Here is a 26,296-nt window from a genome sequence, read left to right on the forward strand (position 1 = left end):
TAACGCAGAGTGGTTAATGATTACCTAACTCAGCCACAACACTGCGTGATACGCGACATACGCCAGTGAATAAGCCACGATAGAGGTAAACAGAAACAAATACACAAAATATTTAATCCCCCCCGCTTCACGGGTGAAGACGACCGATGCCGCCAAACACGGTAGATAGGTCATAATCACAACGATAAAGGCCACCGCCGACGCCAGTGGGATGTGAGAACTGATTGCACTCATCAAAGAGTTATCCGCTTCGGTCGCATCGCTTCCGAGTGAATACAATACACCCATCGTCGAAACAACCACCTCTTTTGCCGCCAATCCCGTCTGAAGCGCTACCGCCATTTTCCAGTCAAATCCAAGCGGTGCAAATGCCGGCTCGATAGCATGGCCGATTTGTCCTAAAAAGCTTTGGGAAAGCTGTGCCTCGGCAAGCTGATTTTCAAGAACTTTTGCCTCCTCTTCCGATGCGGCCGCTTCAATTTTTACCGTGTATAGGGCATCAAGCGAGCCGTCTTTCGGATAGGTACTTAAAAACCATACGAGCAGCGATGCGGCGGCGATAAATGTCCCCGCTTTTTTCACGTACATCATCGTTTTGATCTGAACCGTATGCCAAATCAATTTCAGCGAAGGGAGGCGGTATTTCGGCATCTCCATAACGAACGGCTCATCAAGACCTTTAAACGCTGTCATTTTGAGAACTTTTGCCGCGACAAGACCGATCATCGCACCGAGTATGTAAATACCGAACAAGACATTCCCCGCCATGTCAGATCCGAAAAATGCCCCTGTAAAAAGGACATAGACGGGAAGGCGTGCACCGCAGCTCATAAACCCGATGACAAAAAGGGTGAGGAGACGATCACGGTCATTTTTTAGAATACGTGCCGACATATAGGCCGGAATCGAACATCCGAATCCACTCACAAGGGGGATAAATGACTGCCCATGCAGTCCGAATTTATGGAAAAAACCGTCCAATAAAAACGCTACCCGCGACATATATCCTGTCGATTCGAGCAACGCAATCCCGACAAAAAGAATTACAATATTAGGGACAAACAAAACAACCGCCCCTACCCCTGCAATCACCCCATCGACGATCAGAGAACGAATCTCATCATTGGAGATCGTAGCACCTACCGCCTCACCGAACCAGATGAAAAATGCATCGATCCAATCCATCGGAATAGAACCGATCTCAAACGTGAGCTGAAATAATCCCCACATAAAAAAGAGAAAGATCGGTATCCCAAAAATAGGATGAATCAATACTGAATCGATTTTTTCCGTCGTTGTTTTTTTCAGCGGTGACTTTGGCTTGACCTTCACCGCTTCAGCGATAATCCCTCGATTAAAGGAGAAATACTCTTCCGCAAAAGCCTCTTTCATATCATCTGTGTCGTGATGGAGCAATACGTGGCGGTCTGCTTCGATCAACATCGGTTGCAACTCCGTCCAAATCGGGTTGTCGTGCAATACCCGATAGGTCTTTTTCTCTTTTTGAAGGAGATGAATTGCAATATTTCGGTTGCTAATCGATGCTTTAAACTTACGACGATTTAAATAATCGGCTATAAGCCCGATCTCCTCTTCGACCGCTTCACTGAAAATCAGTTTTTGTTCCTGAAAGGATGATTCATGCACAGAGATAACGGCTTTCATTAATGCGTCAAGACCTGTTTTAGCGGCTGCCGACACACAAACACTTGGGATACCGAGCAGTTGAGAAAGATACGGTGCATTGATTTCAATCCCCTCTTTATCCGCTTCATCCGACATGTTGAGGGCAATCACCATTTTTTTGTTCATGGTCATGAGTTCTGCGGTCAACTGAAGATTTTTCTCCATATTGGTCGAGTCAAGGACATTGATAATAAGATCGTACTCTTCATTGCAAAGATAATCGTGCGTTACTCTCTCTTCGATGGAGTAGTCGGTAAAGGCATAGGTTCCGGGGAGATCGACGACATTGAATTCATACCCCTCTTGTTCAAACATGACAACGGTTTTTTCGACCGTCACCCCCGTAAAGTTCCCGACATGCAGCCGCGCATTTCCGATTGAGTTGATCAGCATACTTTTGCCGACGTTAGGTTGTCCGACAAGTGCTACGGTAATTTTTTTAGTGGACATCTGACACCTCAACCAACTCGGCTTCTTCACGGCGCAGTGCGATACTGACATTGCCGATTTTTATTTCATAGGTACTTTTCGTCATTCCGCATTCAAGCATTATGACCTCAGCACCTTTCATCAGCCCAAATGAGATGAGGCGTTGTTTGAGGGCACCGGTCGCATTAATCTTCGCTACGGTGGCAATTCCCCCTTTGGTGCAAGCGCTCAATAGCGTCATCGTTTCATTTTTCACGTGTGATCCTTAAAAATTATAGTTCAAACGGACAAGAAAACGATCATAACCAACATCTCCTCCGCTTCCGTCGGCATTATCGTATTTATCATCGATCATCGCATAGCTAATATCACCGGTAATGGCTTCGCTCAGTTCCAATGAAGCGATGAGATCGAATTCAGTTACCTTGGTTCCATCCGTATCACTTTTGAAATTACCGTAGAGTGCCGTGAGGGTTAACCCGTCCAACCCTGCATTGGCTAAATCCACTCCAGCACTGAGTTGATACGCTTTAACGTCGTTCATCCCGTCAATCGTCCACTCTTCCATCGAGGTCAGATACGGTCCGCCACCAAAGCCGTTAGAAACGGATTTGCCCTCATCATTGGATCCTTTATTATACGCTGCTCCAAGTGTCAATGCACTAACGTTGAATGCCGCACCGATTCCGTAAACACTTCCGTCCATGCCGCTAGCTTTCTCTTCTGAAAAATTAGCGTATTGCCCGCTGAGTGCAAGAGCTATCGTCTCAGAGAATGGGATAGTGTAGGTTGCATCGGTATAGAGTGCATCGGAAACTTCGTCAATACTATAGTACCAACCTTGTAGGGCAAGGTTTTCAACACTTTCATTCACAATACCGACAACGGCAACACCGTTGCTCTCATTGCCCCCGAGTTTTTTGAATTTATCTTTAGAGACGGTACCTTCTGAATCGTATCCCGCCCAGCGCGTCACGTATCCACCTACGAGCGTTGTCCCCTCAATAGCGCTATACGTTGCAATCGCCGCTTCAAAAGTGTTCGGGTGCATACGGATATCGTCGGTATCGGCAAACGGAGTATCGATTTGTTGGCGACCGACACGGAGGCTTAAATCATCCATTGTGTAATCAAGATAAGCTTCACCGACATACGCATACGATTTTCCGTTGATGTCAAAAAGCTCTGTATTGAGCTCATTTTTATCTGCATTACCTGATACTGCGTGGAGTTTTTGAGACACATACGCCCCTACTCCCGCTTTCAATCCGTTCCATTCAGCTGTTTCGTATTTTAAAATACCACCGAGTGCAGTTCCATAAGATTTCCCTCCCGCATCATTCTCGATAGAAGTATACGCCGCACGAATTTGTCCGCTCGCTTTCCCCGCTACAAACGCTTCATCAATACTTCCTGCGTTTAATACAGTGACAGCTGCCAAACTCAATAAGATTATCGTTTTCATCGTTTCCCTTTTTTTATTGTTATAGAATGATAGAGATTATCAACTTACATTACCCTTAATAATGATAACCTTTTTCAATTAGACTATCTTTTCCCCTCTTTGGGTATAATTTCAAACCAAATAATACACTAATAGGACTTTTATGCAATTTCTCTGGCGCTCAACCAGCCATTTTAACCTCGCCAATTTGGTGACAATGGCAAACATTACCTGCGGATTGCTGGCAAGCTATTTTATCACTCAAAATCAGTTTGTGATCGCGGTCATCTTGGCTTGGATGGGGGGAGCCTTTGATATTATTGATGGGAAAATAGCCCGTAAATTCAATCTTTCCAACGAATTTGGGGTTCAGCTCGACTCGTTCGCCGATTTTCTCAGCTTTGTCCTCGTCCCGACCTTCTTTATCTTCCAAGGAGTTTATACCCACTTAGAAGGTATCCCCCTCATTATTACCTCAATCGCTTCGATCTACTACGTCATCAGCGGTTTGCGCCGTCTGATCCAATTTAATATCAATACCGATGCGGGAGAGGTCGCGAAACATTTTACGGGTGTTCCGACGCCGCTGGGAGCGATTTTGCTCTGGCTAGTATGGCTGGGATCGGGATTTATCGGATGGATGGGGGTACTTGCCCTGATGATCATCATCGGAGCATTGTTGAATTCAAAGGTAAAAATTCCTCACCTATAAGAGGATTTCTTCATCATCTGCATCGATAAGAGATGAGGGAAGCATCTTTTTGGGCTTCAATCCCAGTTTCCGCATCGATTCCACACGACGGATTAAATTCCCTTTTCCAGTTGAGAGCTTATTCATCGCCCCCTCATAGCTTTTTTGGGTACGTCCGATCTGCTCGCCGATCTTCTCCATATCCTCGACAAACGCCACCAGTTTCTCATACAATGCTTCTGCCGATTCGGCAATCGCTTTGGCATTACGCTCTTGATACTCGCTTCTCCAAATATGCTCGATGGTACGGAGAGTTACGAGAAGGGTCGAGGGAGAGACAACGACGATATTTTGTTCATACGCTGTTTTAAAGAACGTATTATCCTGCTCCAGTGCGAGCAAAAATGCCCCCTCAATCGGCATAAAGAGAAGGACAAAATCAAGTGTACGAACCCCGCTGAGCTGTTCGTACCGCTTGGAGCTTAGTCCTTTGATATGGGCATGGATGGAGAGGAGATGTTGTTTGAGTGCATGGGCACGCTCTTCGTCAGTTTCAGCACGGATAAAAGCATCATAGGCAACGAGTGAGACTTTGGAGTCGATAATGATATCTTTGTTCTGAGGGAGATGGACGATGACATCCGGACGGAACTTTTTCCCCTCTTCATCGCTGTAGGTATTTTGGGTTTCATACTCATGCCCCTCACGCAGTCCCGATTCTTCGAGTATCCGCTCCAACACAATCTCTCCCCAATTTCCTTGGGTCTTGTTCTCCCCTTTGAGGGCTTGAGTGAGGTTGATCGCATCTTGGCTGAGCCGTTCATTGAGGGTTTTGAGGCGGAGGATTTCGTCTTTGATACTTTGACGCTCTTTCGCATCGTGGATAAACTGCTCTTTGCTCTGGGTTGCAAATTGCGCTATCTGCTCACGAAACGGTTTGAGGAGTAAATCAAGCCCTTTCGTATGGGCTTCATCGAATGTTTTCGCTTTTTGCTCAAAAATCTGCGCCGCAAGTTGTTCGAACTGCATTTTCATCTGTACTTTTGCTTCGTCCAAAAGACGAATTTTCTCTTCAAAGGAGCGTGCCGACTCTTCATGACGGGTATGGAGCACCGCATAATCGCGTTCCAAGCTATGGTACTCTTTTTGAGTAGTCTCTAATTCCGTTTGGATTTTTGATTTGAGGGTTTGCTCCTGCACATAAAGTTCTTGGAGTTGCAATGCACGTGCTTCAAGGAGCGCGTAGTGTTGGCGGGATTGGTTCCACATCCATCCGAGTGTTCCGGCGGCTAAAAAGCCAATAAGTGTTGTTACTTCATATATCATAAGGGTGATTATAACCCATCACTCCTAAGAGGTTAAAAAGATGGCATTTTGTAAGATACGGTATGAAAATTTCACCCAACGCCCTCTGCCCTTGTCACAGCGGTAAAAAATATAAGCAATGTTGTCAACCCTACCACAAAGGTATTATCCCCTCTACTGCTGAAAAACTGATGCGTTCACGCTACAGTGCCTTTGCTCTGGGTTTAGCAGAGTACATTATGGCAACAACCCATCCGAACAACTCCGATTACACGGAAGATAAAGAGAATTGGAAAAAAAGTATTTTGAATTTCTCGCAGTCTACCCGCTTTTTAGGTTTGAGAATAAATGAGTTTATCGATGGAGAGGACAAAGCGTTTGTGACATTTGAAGCGATTTTGGATGGCGGCTCATTGTGTGAAAAGAGCCGCTTTTTAAACGTTGAGGGAAAATGGCTTTATGAGAGCGGTGAGTTTACTTCAACGGATCACCGTTGATAACGAGACGAAATCCAATATCATTGGCTACGAGATCGGGACGGGAATATCCCCGAAACGCACTGCGCAAACACAAGTATCCTGTTTTATAGCTCCCGCCGCGACGCACTTTGAACGACTCCCCCTCGGCTCCGCCGATACGGGGGCTTCCGTCGGTTGGGGCGCCGTTGTAGTTAGCGAAAAAATCATCTTCGCACCACTCCCATACGTTCCCCAAAAGTCCGTAAATTCCCAGTCGATTTGGAGCTTTGCCATCAACTACCGCCGTTCTTCCGTTGGAGCTGTACTCATAAATCGCATAATCATCGAGTAATGCTTCGGAATCACCGAATGAAAATCGGGTATTCCCCCCCGCTTTAGTGACGTATTCCCACTGTGCTTCGGTCGGCAATGCATAAAAGCGTGTTTTCCCCTCATAGCGGTTGAGCAGTTCCACATAGGCTTTCGCATCGAACCAGCTCACCTGTTCCACCGGATGACGACGAGAGCTCTCCTCTTCGACCTTGTCATTTTTGAAAAAAGAGGGGTTAACACGGGTTAGTTTGAAATACTGCTCTTGGGTCACAGGGTACTTCGCGATCCAAAATCCGCCAAGTTTTACCGAATGTGCGGGAGATTCCACCTCTCCCCCTTCGTTATACTGCGGATTACGTCCCATCGTATATTCGCCGCCGTCGATGTAGAGAAACTCCATACCGATCGAATTCGTAAAATTTCTGGGAGTCTCTACCGCTGTGACAACGGTAGTTTCTTCGGATTTCTTGGTAAAAAAATCGAACAAGATGAACCTTTTAAAATATGTTTATTGCTTTTCTAAAAACAGACATAGCAAAAACCGTTCACATCTTCACATTGCTCCCTTCTATTTTCTCTCATTTAAGATAAAATCTTTTGTATGAAATTCTTTCTTACCCTCATTCTCTTTGTCTCCTGTATGAATGCAAAAGAGGTGGAACTCTATGCGACACTCGCACTTGTATCCCACCATTTCGACACAGATGAGCATGGAAACCCTTACAATGAAGATCATAATGCATTTGGTGCGGAAGCCGTTCTTGATCAGCGCTACACCCTCGCCTATCTCCATTTTATCAATTCTCGTAACAAAACAACCGACATTACGGCTATCGGGTATCGATACGATATTATCGATTCATTTGGTATCTATGGAGTCGTAGGATATCAGAGAGGCTATTGTTTTGACACTCTGCGCTCGGTCGAATGCACCGAGGGCAAAGACAACACGAGTATCGCCTTTATGCCGATGCTCTATTACCGCCATAAATATTTTATACTCGACGTCATACCGCAAAGAAATATGATCGCCCTCAAATTCAATCTTAAACTCTATCCGTACTAAATACTATCCTTTCTTGACAACCCGCTTCAGTATAGTTTATAATGTCGGAACAAAACAATGACCTGTCAATGACATCTCACCTAGAACTCGCCGATTAAATCCACACACTTTAAGGCACTCCACGCATGAGCGATACCGCAAAAACTCCTCGAAACAACACGAAAAATCGTACCCACATCCCTGTAGATGGATTCACGATTGAAGCCCTCCGTACTAAAAAGCTCGAAGACCTCCTCGAAATTGCTACCTCATTAAGCATTGAAGATCCCAACGAACTCAAGCGTCAAGATCTTATTTTTGAAATTCTAAAAACACAGGTACAGCAAGGGGGATTCATCCTCTTTACCGGTATTTTGGAGATTATGCAAGACGGTTACGGCTTCTTGCGTGCGGTAGACCAAAGCTTCAGTGACTCCATGCACGATGCGTATGTATCCAGCACCCAAATTCGCCGCTTCGCTCTGCGTAACGGAGATATCGTTACGGGACAGGTTCGTGCGCCGAAAGACCAAGAGCGCTACTACGCCCTTCTCAAAGTCGAAGCGATCAACTACCTCCCTCCCGAAGAGTCCAAAAAACGTCCCCTCTTTGAAAACCTCACACCGCTCTATGCGCTCGAGCAGATCAAACTCGAATATCAACCGACCAAACTAACGGGACGGATGATGGACTTGTTCTCTCCTATCGGTAAAGGGCAACGCGGTCTTATCGTCGCCCCTCCACGTTCAGGTAAAACAGAGCTGATGAAAGAGATCGCCCACGGCATCACCAGCAACCATCCCGAAATCGAATTGATGGTTCTTCTCGTCGACGAACGCCCCGAAGAGGTCACCGATATGGAACGCTCCGTCAAAGGGGAAGTCTACAGTTCAACGTTTGATGAACCGGCTAAAAACCACGTCAAAGTGGCCGAAATGGTCATCGAGCGGGCAAAACGACGCGTTGAGCTGGGCAAAGACGTCGTGATCCTCCTCGACTCGATCACCCGACTTGCTCGTGCGTATAACACCGTTACCCCGAGTTCGGGAAAAGTTCTCTCAGGGGGAGTCGATGCCAACGCACTCCATAAACCGAAACGCTTTTTCGGTGCGGCACGTAACATCGAAAACGGCGGAAGTCTCACCATTATTGCCACAGCCCTTGTCGATACGGGAAGCCGAATGGATGAAGTTATTTTCGAAGAGTTCAAAGGGACCGGAAACTCCGAGATTGTCCTCAGCCGTAAAATCTCCGATCGCCGTATCTTCCCGGCTATCGATATCCTCAAATCGGGAACCCGAAAAGAGGAGCTCCTCCTCGGGCCGGATGTCTTGCAAAAAGTATTTGTCCTTCGTTCTATGTTGCACAAACAAGAGGACGAAGTGGAAGCACTCCGCTTCCTTTACAGCACTATGCTTAAAAGTAAGTCCAATATCGAATTCCTCGACAGTATGAACGAGTCGACAAAATAAGATGAGAGTCGGAGTCTTTGACAGCGGTGTTGGAGGACTGAGCGTCGTAAAATCGCTGTTGGAACATAAACTCTTTGAAGAGATTATCTACTTCGGCGATACCGCCCGTGTCCCCTACGGTGTCAAAGATCAAAACACGATCATCCGCTACTCCCTAGAAGCCCTCGAATTTTTCAAAAATTTTGAAATCGACCTCCTGATCACCGCCTGTAATACCGTCAGTGCCTATGCCCTCGATGAGATGAGAGAGCACAGTGACTGCGACGTTATCGGAGTCGTCGATCCGGGAGTGTTGGCACTTAAAAACGCAATCGCTGATACCGATGCCAATATCCTTATTTTGGGAACCAAAGCGACCGTCAAATCGGGAGCTTACGAAAAAGGGCTTCAGCCTCTCGGATATCAAAATCTAAGTGCCATTGCAACCTCATTGCTGGTTCCTATCGTTGAAGAGGGACTCTATGAGGGTGAAGTACTCCAAAGTGTATTGCACCATTATTTCGGTTCATTAGAAAAAACGCCCGATGCGATTATCCTCGGATGTACCCACTTCCCTCTCGTTGCACGAGCGATTGACGGCTATTTCGAAGGGAAAAGCACCCTCATCCACTCCGGTGAAGCGATCGTCGAATATTTGGAAAGTCATTACGATTTTACAAAACGGTACGAGGAGACCAGCCTCAAATTTTTCGCCTCCGAAAATCCCGAAGGACTTCGCCGCGTCGCCAAAGAGTGGCTGTCACTGTAATCTAAAATTTATCGTAACCACGGTAAACTCTCTTACACAAAATCAAAGAGGTCTCAATTGGGCACATCCGAAGTACTCGCACTCAAATACCGTCCCCGACGTTTCGAAGAGCTTATCGGACAGGAGAGTATCTCCCAAACCCTCTCCCTTGCCCTCGATTCGGGACGCCTCTCTCACGCCTACCTTTTTTCAGGACTTCGCGGTTCGGGTAAAACCTCTACCGCACGTATTTTTGCGAAATCACTTATTTGCGAAAACGGCCCCACATCCGCACCGTGTGATGTATGCAGCCACTGTGTTATGGCAAATGAAGGGCGGCATATCGACATCATCGAGATGGATGCCGCTTCCAGCCGCAAGATCGACGATATCCGCGATCTGATAGAACATACGAAATACCGTCCGGCCAGCGCCAATATAAAAATATTTATCATCGACGAAGTACACATGCTCACGAAAGAGGCGCATAATGCCCTCCTTAAAACCCTCGAAGAGCCGCCTGAATATGTCAAATTTATTTTGGCAACGACCGATCCGCTCAAACTCCCCCCAACCATTTTGAGCCGAACTCAGCATTTTCGCTTCAAACGGATCAGCCATCCGAACATCGTCCACCATCTGAGCCACATCCTCCATTTGGAGAACATCGAGTACCAAGCCGAAGCACTTGATATCCTAGCCCGTAGCGGTTCGGGAAGTCTTCGTGACACCCTCACCCTCATGGATCAGGCTATCATCTATTCCAAAGGATTTGTAGATGTCAAAACCGTCGCCGATATGCTCGGGCTTCTCGATCCCGATTACATCAGCCGACTTTTTGACGCTATTTTTGCCAAAGACCGCCCATCTCTGATCCAAATGCTCCAAGAACTCGAAGCGTATGAGTCGGAAATGGTCGTCGATGAACTGATCGCCTATCTCAAAGAGCGTCTGTATGAAGGGGATCACCGATTCAGCCCGCTGGTTATCGAGCGGTTCTTCCGAATACTGAGCGATGCCAAAACCCTTTTCGCGATCAATGCGGACGGCGGGTTTGTGGTGAGTCTTATCCTCTTTAAAATGATCGAAGCGCTCAAAATCAAAGAGATCGACGAGATGATCGAGTCTCTCGAATCACGGATTTCGCATACACCTCCAAAAGCTTCTCCCCCTGCTGCAGTAAGTATGAGTGAAACGCCGAGTATTCATGTCACCCCGACGCCCCCTGCGGTAAAATCTTCTTTCGAGCAGCTGTGTGAACGGATCAGTGACCGAAGTTCCGAATTGGGAATATCTTTTAAGAACAATGTCACGTTCCTCTCCTTTGATAATGAGATCCTGACATGGGAGAGCTGTGCCGAGGGTGAGGATAAAGAGCTCCTCAAAAACAGTTTCGGGATCATCCGCCAGTTTGTCCGTGAGATTTACGGCATCGATACGCAAATCAAATCCCAAGGGTGTACGAAATCTGCAGAGGAACCAACCCCTCCCAATGTAGAAATCGTATTACCCGAAGAAGAGAGTACTCCGGAACCCGCCTCGATGGTTGAAGAGGCCGAAATAGGGGTCGGAAGTTGCGTCAGTGCGTGTGATGAAACCAGTGTCAAAGAGTTTGACGGCAGCGATGTCCTCAAAGAAGCTATGATTCAAAAAGCGGCAGAACTGTTTGAAGCGACCAAGATTACGGTCCAATCTAAAGTTTAAAAATAGTTTAAGAAAAACCTTGCTATTAAGTTTTTATTCAGCTATACTTATCATTAAGAAAGATGATTTAGAGTTTCATCTTTGGTTTGCTTTTTATTGAAGACCTTTTAGTTAACAGTACGATCTACCTTAGAATACTCCACTTTATATTTTCGACCACTTCGGCAACGAAGTGTATTTTTAAAACAAAGGGTTTACTATGGCAGACGTACTAAACGGAACCGTTAAATGGTTCAACAGCGAAAAAGGTTTTGGATTTATCCAACAAGATAACGGCGGGAAAGATGTATTCGTACATTTCCGTCAAATTAACAGCACTGGTTATGGCCGTGTTTCTCTTGACGAAGGTCAAAAAGTGACTTACACAGTAGGTCAAGGTGACAAAGGTCCACAAGCAGAAAACGTTACAGCTCTGTAACTTCCTCTTGGGCAGATTTTTTCTGCCCATCTTCCCTAAATCATTTTACTAAGACACTATCAGGTGTTTTTCCAAGCCGATTTAAAAGGACCACTATGGAAAGCAGAGAAGCCGTTTTAGATGCGTTAAAAGAGGGTAAAAAACTTACCAGCAATGTAACAGGGCTCCAATATACCCTTATCGGCGGTCAATTACACGCCCGCAACAGTGAAAAAACCGACTGGCACGAAAGTGAACTCAGTTTCGACAATCCTCCCTCGTGGCTAAACCTTCGCGCTTAAGCGCAAGGTAGCTATGTCCTCACCCTTACGATTCCGATATCAAACCCTCGAATTTATCAACGCTGACATCCACGTCCGAACCCTCAGAGATACTCAACAATATCACGATACCGATGATATGGCACACAACCTCGGGATATCCTCCGCGTCATGGCCGCTGTTTGGGGTAATCTGGGATTCGAGCAAAATTCTCGCCCATCTGATGAGCGATTTTGAGATCGAGGGAAAACGTATTTTAGAGGTGGGATGCGGTATCGGACTAGCAAGCCTTGTTCTCAATCACCGAGCCGCCGATATCACCGCCACCGATTACCATCCCGAAGCAAAACGCTTTATGGATGAAAACGTCCGTATCAATAACGACAAACTTATCCCGTTTACCCGAACCGGATGGGGAGATTTTGATGATACGCTGGGTGAATTTGACCTTATCATCGGAAGTGATCTCCTCTATGAGAGAGACCATATTAACCTTTTAGCGGGATTTATCGATCGCCATACCAAAGAGCATTGCGAAGTGATCATTGTCGATCCGGGGCGCGGTAACCACTCCAATTTCAGTAAAAAAATGGTGAATCTCGATTTCTCCCATACTCAGAGCAAACCGCTGGATATGACCTATCTTACCCAAGCCTTTAAAGGGCAGCTTCTCCGTTACGTCCGTTAGAAATTTTTAACTCTCCTATGCTACCCTTTCGTACTTAACCATCACGAGGCACTTATGTATCTGCACAAACACATTGAAACCATCGAAGCGACTCCCCAAAAAGCGGGTAAAGGAGTTAGTATGAAGATGCTCCTATCTCCCGATGAATCCCCCAACTTCGCTATGCGAAACTTTACCATAGACGCAGGGGGACATATGCCATTGCATACCAATAGTGTTGAGCATGAACAATACGTCCTCGGCGGTCGGGCGCGTGTCGTGATCGGAGATAAAACGATTGAAGCGGGGGCGGGAGATGTGTTGCTTATCCCTGCAGGAGTGCCGCACAGTTATGAGACCTTGGGTGATGAAACCTACAGTTTTTTATGTCTCGTCCCCAAAGGGGTAGACGTTATCGAAGTGTTAGCGTGCTAAAGAGGATGCGGGATTAGTTATTATTCCCGCGAATCACCCGTTTAACATCGCCGATACCATCACTCACACCGTCGCCAAACTCTTTTACCGTACATCCGCTAAACATTAAAATTGTCACTATTGAGAGCATTACGAAACGAATCATTGATTCTCCTAAAATTGTAAATTGATGGTGGAATTATAACGCGTTTACCGTTCACATACCGTTTATCGACTATTGCGCTATCATTGCACTTGAATACGAAAAAGGATCAATTATGGACGGTAAAGAACGTAAAAATATTATGTCAGGCAAACGGGTGAGCATCGTCCTCAAAGAGGATCAATCCTCAGGTAGACTGACGGAGGGGGTCGTCCGCGATATCCTCACCAAATCACCGAATCATCCGCACGGGATAAAAGTGAGGTTGATGAGCGGTGAAGTGGGACGAGTCAAAGAGGTATTTTAAAGATGAGCGTACAAAAAGAGAACCATTTTGACACCATCGCTGATGAGTTTAACGGCCTTTGGCAGATGACACCCGAATATCAAAACTGGATGAGTACGACTATTGTCTCCACTTTGAATTTAATGCCCGATGATCGATTCGTCGATCTTGGGGGCGGAACGGGATTTTACACCAAACTCATCGCCAAAAAAGCGGATCTTCATAACAAACCGCTGTGCGTAGAACCCTCAGAAAATATGCTCTCACAGATACAACAAAGCGATAACCTCGAACCTGTCTGCGCTGATGCGTTATCGTTTTCCGAACGCAATATCCGCTATGACAAAATACTACTCAAAGAGATGGTTCACTTTGTAGATGCACGTAAAACACTTTTTGAAGGAATCCGTCGTCAGCTGAGTGAAAAGGGGAAACTGTTAATCGTCACCCGTCCGAAAAATACCCCGTTGCCATTTTTTGCAGCAGCACTCGAAACGTTTGCACAGGGACAACCCTCACTTGAATCGATGAAAAAAGAGCTGCTCGAAGCTGGAATCAACCCTGCCTCGATAACAGAGGAGTTTGTCTTTAGTATGCCCAAAGAGCGATGGTACGGGATGCTGCGAAACCGGTTTATGTCTAATCTGCAAAACTTTACCGATGAAGAGATCGCAAAAGGGATATCACAGCTAGAATCCACCTACGCAGACCAAGAGATGATCGAGTTCAGAGACCAGATCATCTTTCTCTCCGGTATCCCCTCTTAATCGAGTTTCTTTTTCGCAAACACCGCTTTGAACCCGTTTTTCCACAGCAGTGCCACGATCACGACACTCAAGATAACGGCTAGGAGTGTCGCCCCCTTAAAATAGGAAATCGGTTCTTTCGACAACTGTAGTCCGTCATAATAGATACTGTAGATACCAAATATTTGCAGTACCGTGATTAGCTTGAGCGCGAGATTTTGGGTGTTGTTGTCTTTTTCTACGGTTGCCTGATAGAGTTTATCGGCTCGCTCATTTTGTATATCAAAAGCGCGATCGATAATTTCCATATCGTCTTTCAAATGCCACAGCAATTCGACTTTTTCAAATTCCGAATAATACTTTGGATTCAGTCCGGTTTTGTAGTTCATAAAATGGAGGGTAAATTTGTGGTATGAGAGCTTTAATCGGGCAAACGTCTCGCTCTCCGTCTTGGATATCTCTTTTTGGACAATCAAATCTTCGAGTTTGTCCAAAAAATAAAGTTTAAAAAACCGCATTTGATAATAATAGCTCTGTAAAAAAAGTAAAAAACTGATTATTTTGAGATTTGCCGTTGCATCGTTAAGACCCAGAGAGAGCCCATAGTTCCACCCGATACGGACAAAAGCCTCTTTATTATCGCCGCCAAGTGTGGAATGACTCTGCTCAGCGCTGCTCTCCTCATTACTGAAAAGTTCCGACATGTCTATCTGTGCCGCTTCATCAGATATCACCAGCGGATAAAACGAATCGAGGACGAACGATGCCCCCAAAGGGGCTGATACCCCTATCGATTTTGCACATTGCCCCATGATATCCAAAACGACAGTTTTTGCTTTGGCTAAAACCTCATCACGCCATCCGCTCAGGCCAAGATTTTCAATCGGAGACCTGTTTTTCAGAGATTCGTAAATAAAGTCTCCTGCATCCGTATATCCGGTACATTCGATCTCAAATGCCACCAAAAACTTCAGATTGTCATCCACAATCAATGAAGCAACCGTTGATATTTCAGCTGTACTCTTGTGTGATATTTCCAGATAGTACGGGTAGAGGTTTCGCTCTTGCGCCAACGCATTAGCGATATTTAGAACTTCTTGCTGATTGGCGTGGTAATGAAATACTTCTGAGGAGAATTTTTTTAATCCTGCACCCGTCACGATCGTTTCAACGGTTTTTTTATTCCCAGAAGAAAAAACTACCAAATTTTCTTCTACCAAATCGCCGTTATAATCGATAAAAATAGGCGCCATAACAAAAAATTTAACCACATAAACTCCTGATAATTTGCTCGCGTAATATGAGAGGTATCTTATCTTAATAGGATAAAAGTGAGGAACGAGTGTTCTTGGATCGCAGTATGCTCTTTTGCTACTTTTCTGCCTAAACAAAAAAGTAGGGAAGTGGGACGGGTTAAAGAGGTGTTTTAAATTATTTTTGTTCTGGAGGATATAAAAAATATGAAAAATCCTCAATCTTATAAATCATTCCATTTGAAGTCTTCCATGCAACTTCATCATTTTTCAATCGAAGAGGTACACCAAAGTTATTTTCTAATATTTCTTGCAAAGCATCTTTATTATGAGAGTCAACATTCGTACGAAATAAGATATGCGTTATTTCTTTTTTTTGAGATTCATCATTAAAGTAATAAGTTACATGAATGAATTTTGAATGTATCTTATCTATAGACCAAAAACTATCTTTTTTTTGTAATTCTTTTTCTCCATAGACTGTAATCAAATTTGCTATTGGATCCCCAATCCTAACTTTTCCTAAACCAACTGGATATGGGCTGTCTTGAGTAAATAAATTAGCATTTTGAGCAATGAATAATTGACTTTCTGTTTGCTTTAATTTTTGTTCAAGCTCTTGAATTTTTACCTTATCTTCTTTAATTTGCATTTCAAAAACAGGTATTTTGTCTACGTCATTTTGTAATTTTGCTGTCATAATTGGTAACACGAATTGATAACTAAATCCAAAAGTTCCAACCACTGCAAGAACAATAACTACTAATGGATGTTTTGATATATCATACTTATTTTCATTATCACTCATTATAATTCCACATATAAATTTTAACTTATTATGCCGACATAGAACTAAGTTTTCCGATATCAACATTTTTCCCCCGACTATTCCCCTTCACATACTCCACAATCATCCCATGAAACCGCGCAAAAGCCGCAGGGAGCTGAACCGTGTCGAAATAGCCTCGCACCCCCGCTTCGCACCACTCCTGCAACTCATCATAACTCTCGAACTCATATCCGAACGCATTTAACAGCCGTGCCGTGTAGCTATCGACGACCATCGCGGGACGGGCGCAGGCATAACATAGGATGCTGTCCGCCGTCTCAGGGCCGATCCCTTTTTGAGATAACAGCCAATCTCTATCGACACTGAGTGCAAAGGTCTCGAAATCGCCGAAATCATCAATGATCGCTTGGGAGAGGCGGATGAGGCTCTGGGCTTTGGCTTTGAACAAGCCGCTGGGTCGGATCAGCTCCATCAGCTCCTCGACATCGCAATGGGCTAAGACATGAAGGGCGAGAAACTCTTTGATACGGAGGTTATCGAGGGAGATTTGAACACGTGACCATTGGGTGTTTTGGGTGAGGATGGCACCGACTACCACTTCAAAAGTGCCATAGGCAGGCCACCACAGCGGCGGAGACTCCTCTAAGAGTTTAAGGCTCTCCAATGCACTGAAAAGTTCGAAAGAATCGGATAACTGCATAGAAGCTCCTTTATCGGATGGCTATTCCTCGCACCACGCATCGGTGCGGAATACTCTTCCATCATCAAATATTTTGAGTTTGAATGCTTCGGTGCATTTCCCCTCATCGAATGTCATTATAGCAATTTGGAGAATTTTGCGGCATTTTTCAGGCACTTCGAATCGTCCCGATACCCCAGTGATAAACCGCTCTAACGGAACTTTCGAATCCATCCCGATGACGTTGTCGCGACACCCGCTCAAACCTATGTCGGTGAGATACGCCGTCCCTTTGGCAATCTGAAAATCATCACTTCCCACGTGGGTGTGAGTTCCGATAATGCCGCTCACCTCTCCTTGGAGCAACATCATCATTGCACGCTTCTCGCTGGAGGCTTCGGCATGAAAATCGAGGAAGATATGATTGACTCCGTCATTTTTGAGGTGTGCGACGGTGTCACGGGCACATCGAAACGCATTATCGACGTACGGCATCCCGTAATGTCCCATAATATTGAGCACAGCAAGTTTTTCCCCTGCAATGTCGAAAACCTTACACCCTGTCCCTTTGACCCCTTCAGGGTAGTTATGAGGACGCAGGAGAGGCATTGACTCCAATAGAGGTTCGATCTCTTTTTTATCCCACGTGTGGTTTCCGCCGCTCATCACGTCGATCCCCAGAGCAAACAGCTCTTGGGCATTTTTGAGTGTCACCCCGAAGCCGTGCGAGGCGTTTTCGTAGTTGGCAATGACGAAATCAATTTCGTGTTCACGTCTAAGCTTTGTAAGGTGTTCTTTTATCATACTCCGTCCCGGACGGCCGACGATATCTCCGATAAACGCTATTTTCACTCTTTCTCCTCTTTGAGATCCTCTCTAAGCTCTGCGCTTCTTTGACGAAAGTTCTCACTGTCTCCATAATCGAAAAATTTTTTGTAATTGTTGTGCATAAATTTGACCCGCGATGCATGGCGTATCGGGCACCAGTATTGTTCGGTACGACCCGCAATCTCGGTAATGTACCCCATCAATCCGTTGAAATAACTGCAATAGAGACAGTTTAGTTTTTCGATGATGTTGAGATAGCCAAGCCTATGACGATCGATGATGATGTAATCGCTCCGTTTGACTTTGGTGATCTTATAGATCGGGAAACAGATCCACTGATAAACACTTACAAATGCGTCAAGAACCATGGCAGGGATCATAACCGACCAAATTACGGGGGCACTCAGCAAATGCAAAATCGGTGTCGTCGCCAAATAGCGTAATAATCCTTGGTGCTCACGCCGATAAGAGGCGAGAAGCTCTTCCCGTTTTTTCGTTATTTCACAGGTAAATTTCTCATACTCTTGATGCAGTTCCGCTTCCAGCTCCGATTCGAGTGCTTTGATCTTTGCGACGAGTTCGTCGATCTTTTGATGTTCCATCCCGAACCTTTGCATTATGTTGTGTAACTATACTACAATTGCGTATGCAATCACTTAAATATTTGACCCACTACAGCCAAGAGATACGGACGCAGGTAAAAAAACTGATCGATACGAATGCCCTTGGTGAGCGCCTTTTACTCAAATATCCCGATACCCATACGGTCAATACCGATAAAAGCCTTTATGATTATGTTATGGTCATTAAAAACACCCATTTTCGCAGTTCTGGCGTGATTTCCAAGGTTCTTTATGACACCAAGATCCGTGATCTCAGCTCCGCACTCGGAACCCATACCTTCGTCTCACGGGTGCAGGGAGGGAAGCTCAAAGCGAAAAATGAGATTCGAATCTCACATCTGTTTAAAAAAACCCCCGAACCGTTTTTACGGATGATACTCATCCATGAACTCGCCCATCTTAAAGAGAAAGAGCACAACAAAGCCTTCTATAAACTTTGCACCCATATCGAACCCGAGTATCATCAGCTCGAATTCGAAGTACGTCTTTACCTTACGTATCTCGATACATTTGGAGAACTTTATACGAGTACCAGCTCCACCAAAACCTCATAGTGGGTCGTGTGGGGAAACATATCAAAAAGCTGAACGCGTCGAACACTGTAACCGCTGAGGCTCTCAAGGTCTTTGGCTAAACTCGTCGCATTGCAGCTCGAATAAAGAATCCGATCCGCATTGACGCGGATCAACCACTTGCACAATTGCTCTCCCAACCCACGGCGCGGCGGGTTCACGATAATCACATCGGGTTTCTCGCCCGAACTTGCTCCGAAGCTCGCCGCATCGAGCGATTCGAAGCGGACGTTTTTAAGCTCCAACTGCGCGGCCGAATCACGGGCGCACTCTATCGCTTCAGGTTCGATCTCGATACCGACGATACTCCGATCCCCTGTCGCACAATGGAGACCAAATCCCCCTACTCCGCAAAAAAGATCCCATAAAATCTTCGGTTTGCTCTCATCCGCCCACTCGCTTGCGGTGCGGTAAAGTTTTTCGGCCACTTCGGGGTTGGTTTGAAAAAAGCTTTTGGGGCGTATATAGAGAGGGATGCCGTTGAATCGCTCTTCTAGGCGACGCTGTTCAGTTAAGAAGATCTCCTCATCCCCTTCTAAAATCGCCATATGAACCGGCTGTATGTTGACGGTGATCACTTTAAGATCGGGGGCGCGTTTTATCAAATCGTCTACGCCGTTCTCTAAGCGTCCTATGATTCCATGCGATTTGAGGACAAAACGGAGCATCATCGAACCGTTGGATTTGCTTTTGGTGAGGAGGACGTATTTCAGCTCCCCTTTTCGCAATCGTACGTCATACCCTTTGATCCCTAACTCTCGGAGCCACTCTTGGATCGTATGCAATGTTTTTTGCATACTGATATCATACAGTGGGCACTCGATGAGACTCACCTCTTCAGAGAGCCCCAGCACAATACCCTCCAATGTCGGGGTTGCTACCATCTTCGCTTTATTTCGAAACCCCTTGAGCGGCGACGTTGCAGGTTTGAGCCAATCCTCAGGCTTGTACGGATTCAAAAGGGTATGTAAATGCTCCCCTTTTAATTTCAGCTGTTCGGCATAATGATAATCGATCCAACTGCACGAATGGCATTGCTGGGTATCGTAATAACTGCAAAAACTCAACTTATATCCCGCTCATATTGGCATCAAATGAGCTTTGGGAAATCGCATTTAAACGGCGTTCCAGCCGACCGATATGCTCCAACACTTCATCTGATGCGGCTTGAAGTTTCATAAAATGCCCTTTTGCAATCTCTTTATCTTTTTCGTTTATCTTTTTTTTTGAATTGAAAATTTTTGAAAAGAACGTTCTTTCGTTGTCCGAAAAATAAATTTTAAAAATCTGCATGTACTCATCATGGAGGGTAAAGTGGGCTTTTTCAATGTCACTTAAGCACCCCATATTCCCCAATGCATTAAGTTTTTGTCCTTCACTGTAAAACCACTTCCCAAATGCACAGTCTGTGCTGTTGAGAGGTATTGCGCTCTCATCGATAGCCAAACCCTCAATCAATAGCTTAGCGCGCTGCACCCATTTAAGATGCGCTTTTTTCGCTTCACCCAATGACTGCAATATTAGAGTTTTATCCATTTTTGCCTACCTATGGTTTAGTACTGCTATTATACCTATCCGAAATTATAATAAAACATTGAACGGCGGATTTTTCACTCTCCAGTGATTACTCCCCTTTTGGTTTTGCGGTGCGAAGATACTGCAAGACGACTCCGATAAGATCATCATCGTCTTTACTTTTGCTCTGCAGTGTCTCTTTTACCCCACTCGCGTATTCTATAGTGATATTTTGGTTGTAATTGCTTACCATTTTGATTTTTTTCTCGATACACAATAACTTGATCACCATAATCTCGAAAAACTGCTTGGTAGAGGTATCAGGTTTACCGAAACGATCCCCTACCTCTTCTTCGATTTCATAAATCTCACTCGGGGATTCACACTGGCTGAGGCGGCGATAGAGTTCGAGGCGGAGGCGATCTTCGGTGACGATCTCATCGCTGATAAAGGCGCTGACGGTGAGTTTGATATCCACTTTCGCCCGCACTGCCGTCGTTTGGTTGGTGAGGATTTTGATGGCATCTTCCAACATTCGAAGATAGAGGGCATAGCCGATGTTTTTGATATGACCGCTTTGGGCATCTCCGACGAGATTTCCCCCTCCTCGGATTTCGAGATCATGATAGGCGAGCATCGAACCGCTTCCGAGAAACGAGTTTGATTCCAACGCGACAAGCCGTTTTTTCGCCTCTTCGGTGAGGTGGTCTTTGTCATCGACGATAAAATAGGCGTACCCCTCGGTATGCCCCCGTCCGACCCGTCCGCGCAGCTGATGCAAATCGGCCATTCCGAAACGATCCGCTCCGTCGATGATCATCGTGTTGACCGTCGGCATATGAATTCCTGATTCGATGATCGAGGTGGCGAGAAGGACATCGTATTGGCGGTCGGCAAACTTAGCGAGTTCATCCTCGGTTTGGGTGGCGCCGATTTGGGAGTGGAGGATAAGGATACGAAGATCGGGAAGGATGGCTTTGAGCTCGCCTGATTTGATAATCATCGAATCGATTGAGTTGTGGACGTAAAAAACCTGTCCGCCGCGTCGAAGCTCCCGCAAGATCACCTCTTTGATCAGTTTCTCATCGTAATTTTTGACAAATGTCCGTACCCCTAAACGCTCACTTGGAGGGGTGAGGAGTTCGCTCATCGTTTTAATCGAGCTGAGGGCTTGGTTGAGACTGCGGGGAATCGGCGTCGCACTCATACTGAGAAGATGGACGTTTTCATAGAGCGATTTGAGTTTCTCTTTTTGTTTCACCCCGAATTTGTGCTCTTCATCGATGATAACAATCCCAAGCTTCGCACAGCTCACCCCAAAGAGAGCATGGGTTCCGACGACACAGTCAAGTTCTCCCGCTTCTAACGCTCTCAAGGTTGCCGTTTTCTCTTTAGCGCTGACAAAACGGTCCAACTTGGCGACTCGAAGACCAAACGGTGCAAGGCGTGCTTTGAGCGATTGAAAATGCTGAGAACTCAGAAGTGTCGTCGGAACAACGAGGAGCGATTGATATCCCCCTTTGGCTGCGGCAAAAATAGCATTCATCGCCACTTCGGTTTTTCCGAAACCGACATCGCCGCTGAGGAGCCGATCCATAATCTGCCCCGAAGAGAGATCACGAACGATAGAGCTAATCGCACTCGCTTGATCGGGGGTATAATCAAAACCTGCGGCGGCTTGAAATCGGCGCAACTCACCCCCGTCGACATTAATGACAGAGGCTTTGATAAGAGCTCGACTAGCCGCGATTCCGACAATCTCGGAAGCGATCTCGAACAACCGTGCTTTAACCGACTCTTTGAGCTTGCCGAAGCTCCCTTTACCGAGACGATCAAGCACAGGGAGGCTACCTGATGCGATATAGCGATCGATCGAGTCGAGGTTTTCAACGGGGAGAAGAAGTTTATCATCCCCCATGTATTTGATGACGACAAGGTCTTTAATCCCACCGAGGATCTCCGCCTGCTCGATTCCGACGAAAATCCCCACCCCGTACTCTTCGTGTACGACGTAATCCCCCACTTTCAAATCATCGAGGAGGATGGAAGTACGGCGGCGACGACGCTTTTTCTCATGGCGGTTGAGGGAGAAGATCACTTCGTCGGGGCCGATTAGATTCAGGACAATCCCTGAGGTTTTTAGCGTTATCCCCTTAACATCGAATATCCCAGAGGCTTTAAGCTGAGTATCACTGGCGGCAATGAGGGTAAATTTTTTATTTTTATGGACGCTTCGGAGAGTTTCGAAATTCCCTCCCCCCAATGGAGTGTACTTTTCGGATTCGGGAAGGATATCTACCTCAAGCCGTTCACGTGGTAATACAGGCTGATTAAGACCGTAGGCTTCATCGAGAACACTTTTCATCTCTCGGATACGGAGACGTTTTTTTCCTTCGCACAGATCCACTCCGTGTTCGCCCAATACCCATAATCCCAAAGAGGCGATGTCTTTGACAAAACTATCGCTTTGGGCGGATGAAATCGCTTTTTCAAAATGTTTGTATTGATCCGCGTCAAGGGAGAAAAAAGCACTCGTGACATCGATGGAAGCCAGTTCCTCTTTGTCGGTACGCTGGGTTTCGACATCGAACGCTTTGATCTCTTCCACCTCATCATCAAAGAGGCTGATACGATACGGGTTGCTTTGGTTCGGGACGTAAATATCGAGGATATCGCCGCGATGGGAGACTTCCCCCTCCATCTCCACCATATCGACAAAGGTGTATCCCCAATGGAGGAGCTTCTCTTTAAAACTCCCCAGATCGATACGGGAAGCGAACTCTATTCTTTCGCTTTGAAGCAAAGAGGGATTCGGGAGGGGAAAGAGGAGCGTTTTGACGGGTGAAATAATCAGCGGTTTTTTGGACGCCGTGTAATAGGTGCGCAGTGCTGCAAAAAGGGCAAAAAGTTCTTCACTAAACGGGCGTAAATCGTCCATATAGGTCGCACGAAAATCGGGCAAAACGATATGGGGGATCGCTAAAAATGTCGAAACATCGCTCAGTTCCGATGCCTCTTTCGCATCCTCGCAGAGGAGGATTTCAGGGAGGTTTTTCGGGTTATTTTTTACGTATTCATACCATCGTGCTTGTGACATCAGTGCTTATTCATCCTCTTTAAAAACGTCTCGGCTACGCTGAACGAGCCGAAAACCAAATATTCTTTGTCCTCACCGATTATTTCAAACGGAGAAAACGGTATCTTCAAATCGTATAATGCATTTTCCAATGCACTCCGTTCCACAATCCGAGCCTCATTCACTTCGATAATCTCAACCGAGTCAATAATAGGCTTTAAAAGAGCCAATATTTCTCGGTAATCCTTATCGCCGTAAGTGTTATAGATAAGGGTCACTCTTTTTCCCGTAAAGCTTTGAACAATCGATTCTGCCGCCAGTGCGTTATGCCCTACATCCAACGTGATGTTAGGAGCGATAGCGCTTAAGCGTCCGAACAATGCACTCTGATCAAACAGCTCCTCGGTCGCTTTATACCCTAAAAGCTCATACGCCATCATTGCTAACATCAGATTATCGCATAAATAGCCGCTTAGAGCGTTTTTCGTGGCAAGGTGCAATGCTATTGTCTCTATTTCAGGTGTAAAGCGTTCTGAAAAGGTATAGAGGTTACACCCTTTTTCATCCGCAATCGTACGTGCGATAGACTCTACCTCAGAGTGTTTTTGTTTTCCCAAAAGAGCAACTCCCTGCATACTTCGCAGTTTGGTCGTTGCGATAGAATCGATGGTGTTCCCTAAAAACGCCGCATGATCAAAATCAATAGGGGTAAAAACACTCAATGCCTTCTCGTAAACATTCGTTGCATCAAACTCCCCCCCTAGCCCCGCTTCACATACGACGTATTCACACCCCTCATACGCAACCATGGCAAGGAGAGTCGTGTACTCAAAATAGCTTAACGCTTCGGCAATCGCTTCAGGTAACAAGGAGAGGAGTTTTTTATGTGCCGCTTCCAACGCTTCATCGTTTATCTCGGAACCATCCACCCAAATACGCTCGTTAAAGCGGAGAATATGGGGCGACGTGTAGTGACCGACTTTTTTCCCGGCACGGCTCAGTGCAGTGGCTAAGAAACGCCCAGTTGAACCTTTACCGTTCGTGCCGACAAGATGGATTATCTTAGGGCTAGGGAGGAGATGCGCAACCGCTTGATACGCTTTGGGAAAGCGCTCATAATCGATTACATCATAAAAAAGGGGTTTACGGGATAGAAAATCGCTCAGTTTCATGCAGGCTCGACGCGATTTCGCCCTTTACGTTTAGCATCATAAAGGTGCTCATCCGCCCCCTTTACCAGCCCTTTTAAGGAAGGATAATCACTGCGTTCGGCAACACCGATACTGACGCTCACCGCAATACGCTGCCCTTGATACATAAAATGGGCTTGCTCAACGTGGGTGCGCACTTTTTCACAAAATATTTTGGCCCCTTCTAAATCAGTGTCTCCTAAAATCGCCAAAAATTCCTCGCCCCCGAAACGTCCTACGATATCACTGGTTCGAGCCTCGTCTTTGAGAATTTTTGCAAATGCGATAAGGACTGCATCTCCCGCTTCATGCCCGTACGTATCATTCACTGCTTTAAAATGGTCCAAATCGAGCATTGCAACACAAAAAGAGTGCCCATGCCGCTCAAATTCGGCCTCTTTGAGATTCATATACTCTTCAATTGCCCGTTTGTTAAAGAGTTTGGTTAAGAAGTCTTCCCGTGAAGCTTGTGTAGCCTGAGCCAACTCCGCTTCAAGGGTAGCAATCTTTTTCCCCATTTTGGTCACTTTTTCATTGTGAACCTTCAAATCTTTGCTCAATACTTCGACTTTCTCTTCTAACGTACTGGCAATAGTATAGAGCCGCTTATGTGCCGTTTTAAAATCGGTGGGCTTGTTATTTTCGAGTGCTTCGAGATCACGCTTAACTTCTCGAATCTCACTGCTTGAACTTTCACTTCTCTCGATCAAATCAATGAGCTGCGCGGAGAGTTTTTCGAGAAGTTTATCGAGTGCATTTACCATCTCTTCAACACTGCGCTTGTCCAAAGCTATCCGCATAGCAATCGCTGTTTTGAGCTCTTTTTCACACTCATCGGTAGCGATATAGGAGGGATTATCACTCAGCTTTTGGGAGAGTTCGATCGTCTCATTGTCCATTGTAGGTGCGATTGAGGGAACCAAAGAGGATATAAGTAAACGAATGGTTCGGTTATGGTCTACCCCATCCTCTGCACTCTTATGCAGATTAAGACTCTCGATGGTACTTCGTAAATTAGCTGAATCAACCGAACCGAAATGGGCTAACTTCATTAAAAAAGAGTCATCATAGACACTAAGAAAGTTTGCCCATGCCTGCTTTAGCAGCTCTATCTGGGTTGATCCCCCTTGAGACTCCAAAATAGTGATGGTTTTCTTCGCCAGTGCCGATGCATCAGGGTTATGTAGTACATCAATACTTTGTGCCATTTTTTTGGCCAGATCGTTCAAAAGCTCCACCAATACCGTCGCTTCATTGGGGTTCATACGGCTAAGTTTAGAGATTAAAAAGCGGATAAGTTCAGCCGTCGTCCGAACACGGTATTGTTTAATCTCTTCCGCTGTTTTTTTATCAAAAAGAGAACTGTAACGATCAATTCCACTGCAGTCTTCAACCGCAAATCCCGCACGTTTGGCTTCCGAACAAAAGGTTTCTGTATAAACATCGGGAGTCCATACTTTCCCCTCGGCTTTAAGTCTTTCAACGGTATTTCGTACGATCTGGTTAATGGTCATAATTACCC

At 45.7% G+C, this 26,296-nt stretch carries 29 protein-coding genes; 13 read left to right on the forward strand and 16 right to left on the reverse strand.

Annotated features, from left to right (window positions below):
• Positions 1–24: 24 nt before the first annotated feature.
• The 3 genes from feoB to Q8O20_RS00690 are packed head-to-tail and all read right to left on the reverse strand — an operon-like array spanning position 25 to position 3,580.
• A complete protein-coding gene (gene feoB / locus Q8O20_RS00680) occupies positions 25–2,136 on the reverse strand; it encodes a ferrous iron transport protein B (RefSeq protein WP_305529585.1) in 2,112 nt (703 codons plus the stop codon).
• On the reverse strand, positions 2,126–2,371 hold the full coding sequence (locus tag Q8O20_RS00685) for a FeoA family protein (RefSeq protein ID WP_305529586.1): 246 nt from the start codon (positions 2,369–2,371) through the stop codon (positions 2,126–2,128). The genes feoB and Q8O20_RS00685 overlap by 11 nt, the downstream gene beginning before the upstream one ends.
• A 9-nt stretch (positions 2,372–2,380) precedes the next feature.
• Complete coding sequence (locus tag Q8O20_RS00690) at positions 2,381–3,580, reverse strand: OprD family outer membrane porin (RefSeq protein ID WP_305529587.1); 1,200 nt, start codon at positions 3,578–3,580, stop codon at positions 2,381–2,383.
• Between the two features lie 142 nt (positions 3,581–3,722).
• Here Q8O20_RS00690 and Q8O20_RS00695 point away from each other — a divergent pair, with 142 nt between their 5' ends.
• Positions 3,723–4,271 carry a phosphatidylcholine/phosphatidylserine synthase gene (locus Q8O20_RS00695; RefSeq protein WP_305529588.1) on the forward strand — a complete coding sequence of 183 codons (549 nt, stop codon included), beginning with the start codon at positions 3,723–3,725 and terminating at the stop codon, positions 4,269–4,271.
• On the opposite strand, the gene Q8O20_RS00700 is transcribed toward Q8O20_RS00695, so the two are convergent.
• Positions 4,266–5,576, reverse strand: a complete 1,311-nt coding sequence (locus Q8O20_RS00700) for a DNA recombination protein RmuC (RefSeq protein ID WP_305529589.1) — start codon at positions 5,574–5,576, stop codon at positions 4,266–4,268. The genes Q8O20_RS00695 and Q8O20_RS00700 overlap by 6 nt on opposite strands.
• 62 nt (positions 5,577–5,638) lie before the next feature.
• On the opposite strand from Q8O20_RS00700, the gene Q8O20_RS00705 reads away from it, so the two are divergent.
• A complete protein-coding gene (locus Q8O20_RS00705; RefSeq protein ID WP_305529590.1) occupies positions 5,639–6,052 on the forward strand; it encodes a YchJ family protein in 414 nt (137 codons plus the stop codon).
• Here Q8O20_RS00705 and Q8O20_RS00710 read toward each other — a convergent pair.
• Entirely contained in the window at positions 6,030–6,833 is an 804-nt protein-coding gene (locus Q8O20_RS00710; protein ID WP_305529591.1) for a formylglycine-generating enzyme family protein, read from the reverse strand. The two genes, Q8O20_RS00705 and Q8O20_RS00710, sit on opposite strands and share 23 nt — an antisense overlap.
• 114 nt (positions 6,834–6,947) lie before the next feature.
• Here Q8O20_RS00710 and Q8O20_RS00715 point away from each other — a divergent pair, with 114 nt between their 5' ends.
• The 8 genes from Q8O20_RS00715 to Q8O20_RS00750 all read left to right on the forward strand — a co-directional run bounded on the left by Q8O20_RS00715 (position 6,948) and on the right by Q8O20_RS00750 (position 13,074).
• Positions 6,948–7,412 (forward strand): hypothetical protein, encoded by a 465-nt coding sequence (locus Q8O20_RS00715; protein WP_305529592.1) that lies wholly within the window; start codon positions 6,948–6,950, stop codon positions 7,410–7,412.
• A gap of 125 nt (positions 7,413–7,537) precedes the next feature.
• The gene (gene rho / locus Q8O20_RS00720) at positions 7,538–8,863 is read left to right on the forward strand and encodes a transcription termination factor Rho (protein WP_304740855.1); all 1,326 of its coding nucleotides are present in this window, start codon (positions 7,538–7,540) and stop codon (positions 8,861–8,863) included.
• Between the two features lies 1 nt (position 8,864).
• Positions 8,865–9,611: a glutamate racemase gene (gene murI / locus Q8O20_RS00725; protein ID WP_304740853.1), complete on the forward strand. Its 747-nt coding sequence runs from the start codon at positions 8,865–8,867 to the stop codon at positions 9,609–9,611.
• Between the two features lie 57 nt (positions 9,612–9,668).
• Positions 9,669–11,294, forward strand: a complete 1,626-nt coding sequence (locus tag Q8O20_RS00730; RefSeq protein WP_305529593.1) for a DNA polymerase III subunit gamma/tau — start codon at positions 9,669–9,671, stop codon at positions 11,292–11,294.
• Between the two features lie 199 nt (positions 11,295–11,493).
• Entirely contained in the window at positions 11,494–11,712 is a 219-nt protein-coding gene (locus Q8O20_RS00735; RefSeq protein WP_294896378.1) for a cold-shock protein, read from the forward strand.
• A gap of 95 nt (positions 11,713–11,807) precedes the next feature.
• Entirely contained in the window at positions 11,808–11,993 is a 186-nt protein-coding gene (locus tag Q8O20_RS00740; RefSeq protein WP_294896376.1) for a hypothetical protein, read from the forward strand.
• Between the two features lie 13 nt (positions 11,994–12,006).
• Positions 12,007–12,660 (forward strand): methyltransferase, encoded by a 654-nt coding sequence (locus Q8O20_RS00745; RefSeq protein ID WP_305529594.1) that lies wholly within the window; start codon positions 12,007–12,009, stop codon positions 12,658–12,660.
• A gap of 54 nt (positions 12,661–12,714) precedes the next feature.
• Positions 12,715–13,074 carry a cupin domain-containing protein gene (locus Q8O20_RS00750; RefSeq protein ID WP_305529595.1) on the forward strand — a complete coding sequence of 120 codons (360 nt, stop codon included), beginning with the start codon at positions 12,715–12,717 and terminating at the stop codon, positions 13,072–13,074.
• Positions 13,075–13,087: 13 nt separating this feature from the next.
• On the opposite strand, the gene Q8O20_RS00755 is transcribed toward Q8O20_RS00750, so the two are convergent.
• The gene (locus tag Q8O20_RS00755; RefSeq protein WP_305529596.1) at positions 13,088–13,219 is read right to left on the reverse strand and encodes a hypothetical protein; all 132 of its coding nucleotides are present in this window, start codon (positions 13,217–13,219) and stop codon (positions 13,088–13,090) included.
• A 112-nt stretch (positions 13,220–13,331) separates the two neighbouring features.
• Here Q8O20_RS00755 and Q8O20_RS00760 point away from each other — a divergent pair, with 112 nt between their 5' ends.
• Positions 13,332–13,523, forward strand: a complete 192-nt coding sequence (locus tag Q8O20_RS00760) for a YwbE family protein (protein WP_305529597.1) — start codon at positions 13,332–13,334, stop codon at positions 13,521–13,523.
• A gap of 2 nt (positions 13,524–13,525) precedes the next feature.
• Entirely contained in the window at positions 13,526–14,269 is a 744-nt protein-coding gene (locus Q8O20_RS00765) for a trans-aconitate 2-methyltransferase (protein ID WP_305529598.1), read from the forward strand.
• Here Q8O20_RS00765 and Q8O20_RS00770 read toward each other — a convergent pair.
• The 5 genes from Q8O20_RS00770 to Q8O20_RS00790 all read right to left on the reverse strand — a co-directional run bounded on the left by Q8O20_RS00770 (position 14,266) and on the right by Q8O20_RS00790 (position 18,400).
• Positions 14,266–15,519 (reverse strand): hypothetical protein, encoded by a 1,254-nt coding sequence (locus Q8O20_RS00770; protein WP_305529599.1) that lies wholly within the window; start codon positions 15,517–15,519, stop codon positions 14,266–14,268. The genes Q8O20_RS00765 and Q8O20_RS00770 overlap by 4 nt on opposite strands.
• Positions 15,520–15,679: 160 nt before the next feature.
• Complete coding sequence (locus Q8O20_RS00775; protein ID WP_305529600.1) at positions 15,680–16,309, reverse strand: hypothetical protein; 630 nt, start codon at positions 16,307–16,309, stop codon at positions 15,680–15,682.
• Positions 16,310–16,337: 28 nt separating this feature from the next.
• Entirely contained in the window at positions 16,338–16,991 is a 654-nt protein-coding gene (locus tag Q8O20_RS00780) for a 3-methyladenine DNA glycosylase (protein ID WP_305529601.1), read from the reverse strand.
• Between the two features lie 21 nt (positions 16,992–17,012).
• Positions 17,013–17,822, reverse strand: coding sequence for a TIGR00282 family metallophosphoesterase (locus Q8O20_RS00785; RefSeq protein WP_305529602.1), 810 nt, complete (start codon positions 17,820–17,822; stop codon positions 17,013–17,015).
• Positions 17,819–18,400 carry a hypothetical protein gene (locus Q8O20_RS00790; RefSeq protein WP_305529603.1) on the reverse strand — a complete coding sequence of 194 codons (582 nt, stop codon included), beginning with the start codon at positions 18,398–18,400 and terminating at the stop codon, positions 17,819–17,821. The genes Q8O20_RS00785 and Q8O20_RS00790 overlap by 4 nt, the downstream gene beginning before the upstream one ends.
• Positions 18,401–18,444: 44 nt before the next feature.
• On the opposite strand from Q8O20_RS00790, the gene Q8O20_RS00795 reads away from it, so the two are divergent.
• Positions 18,445–18,975, forward strand: a complete 531-nt coding sequence (locus tag Q8O20_RS00795; protein WP_305529604.1) for a M48 family metallopeptidase — start codon at positions 18,445–18,447, stop codon at positions 18,973–18,975.
• Here Q8O20_RS00795 and rlmC read toward each other — a convergent pair.
• The 5 genes from rlmC to Q8O20_RS00820 form a co-directional block, all read right to left on the reverse strand.
• Positions 18,942–20,060 carry a 23S rRNA (uracil(747)-C(5))-methyltransferase RlmC gene (gene rlmC, locus Q8O20_RS00800; protein WP_305529605.1) on the reverse strand — a complete coding sequence of 373 codons (1,119 nt, stop codon included), beginning with the start codon at positions 20,058–20,060 and terminating at the stop codon, positions 18,942–18,944. The two genes, Q8O20_RS00795 and rlmC, sit on opposite strands and share 34 nt — an antisense overlap.
• A 1-nt stretch (position 20,061) precedes the next feature.
• Positions 20,062–20,529: a CZB domain-containing protein gene (locus Q8O20_RS00805; protein ID WP_305529606.1), complete on the reverse strand. Its 468-nt coding sequence runs from the start codon at positions 20,527–20,529 to the stop codon at positions 20,062–20,064.
• A gap of 88 nt (positions 20,530–20,617) precedes the next feature.
• Positions 20,618–23,605, reverse strand: a complete 2,988-nt coding sequence (locus Q8O20_RS00810; RefSeq protein WP_305529607.1) for a DEAD/DEAH box helicase — start codon at positions 23,603–23,605, stop codon at positions 20,618–20,620.
• Positions 23,605–24,756: a folylpolyglutamate synthase/dihydrofolate synthase family protein gene (locus tag Q8O20_RS00815; protein ID WP_305529608.1), complete on the reverse strand. Its 1,152-nt coding sequence runs from the start codon at positions 24,754–24,756 to the stop codon at positions 23,605–23,607. Before Q8O20_RS00815 ends, Q8O20_RS00810 begins: the two co-directional genes overlap by 1 nt.
• A complete protein-coding gene (locus tag Q8O20_RS00820) occupies positions 24,753–26,288 on the reverse strand; it encodes a GGDEF domain-containing protein (RefSeq protein ID WP_305529609.1) in 1,536 nt (511 codons plus the stop codon). The genes Q8O20_RS00815 and Q8O20_RS00820 overlap by 4 nt, the downstream gene beginning before the upstream one ends.
• Positions 26,289–26,296 lie beyond the last annotated feature (8 nt).

This window comes from Sulfuricurvum sp., from assembly GCF_030691015.1.
GTDB lineage: Bacteria > Campylobacterota > Campylobacteria > Campylobacterales > Sulfurimonadaceae > Sulfuricurvum.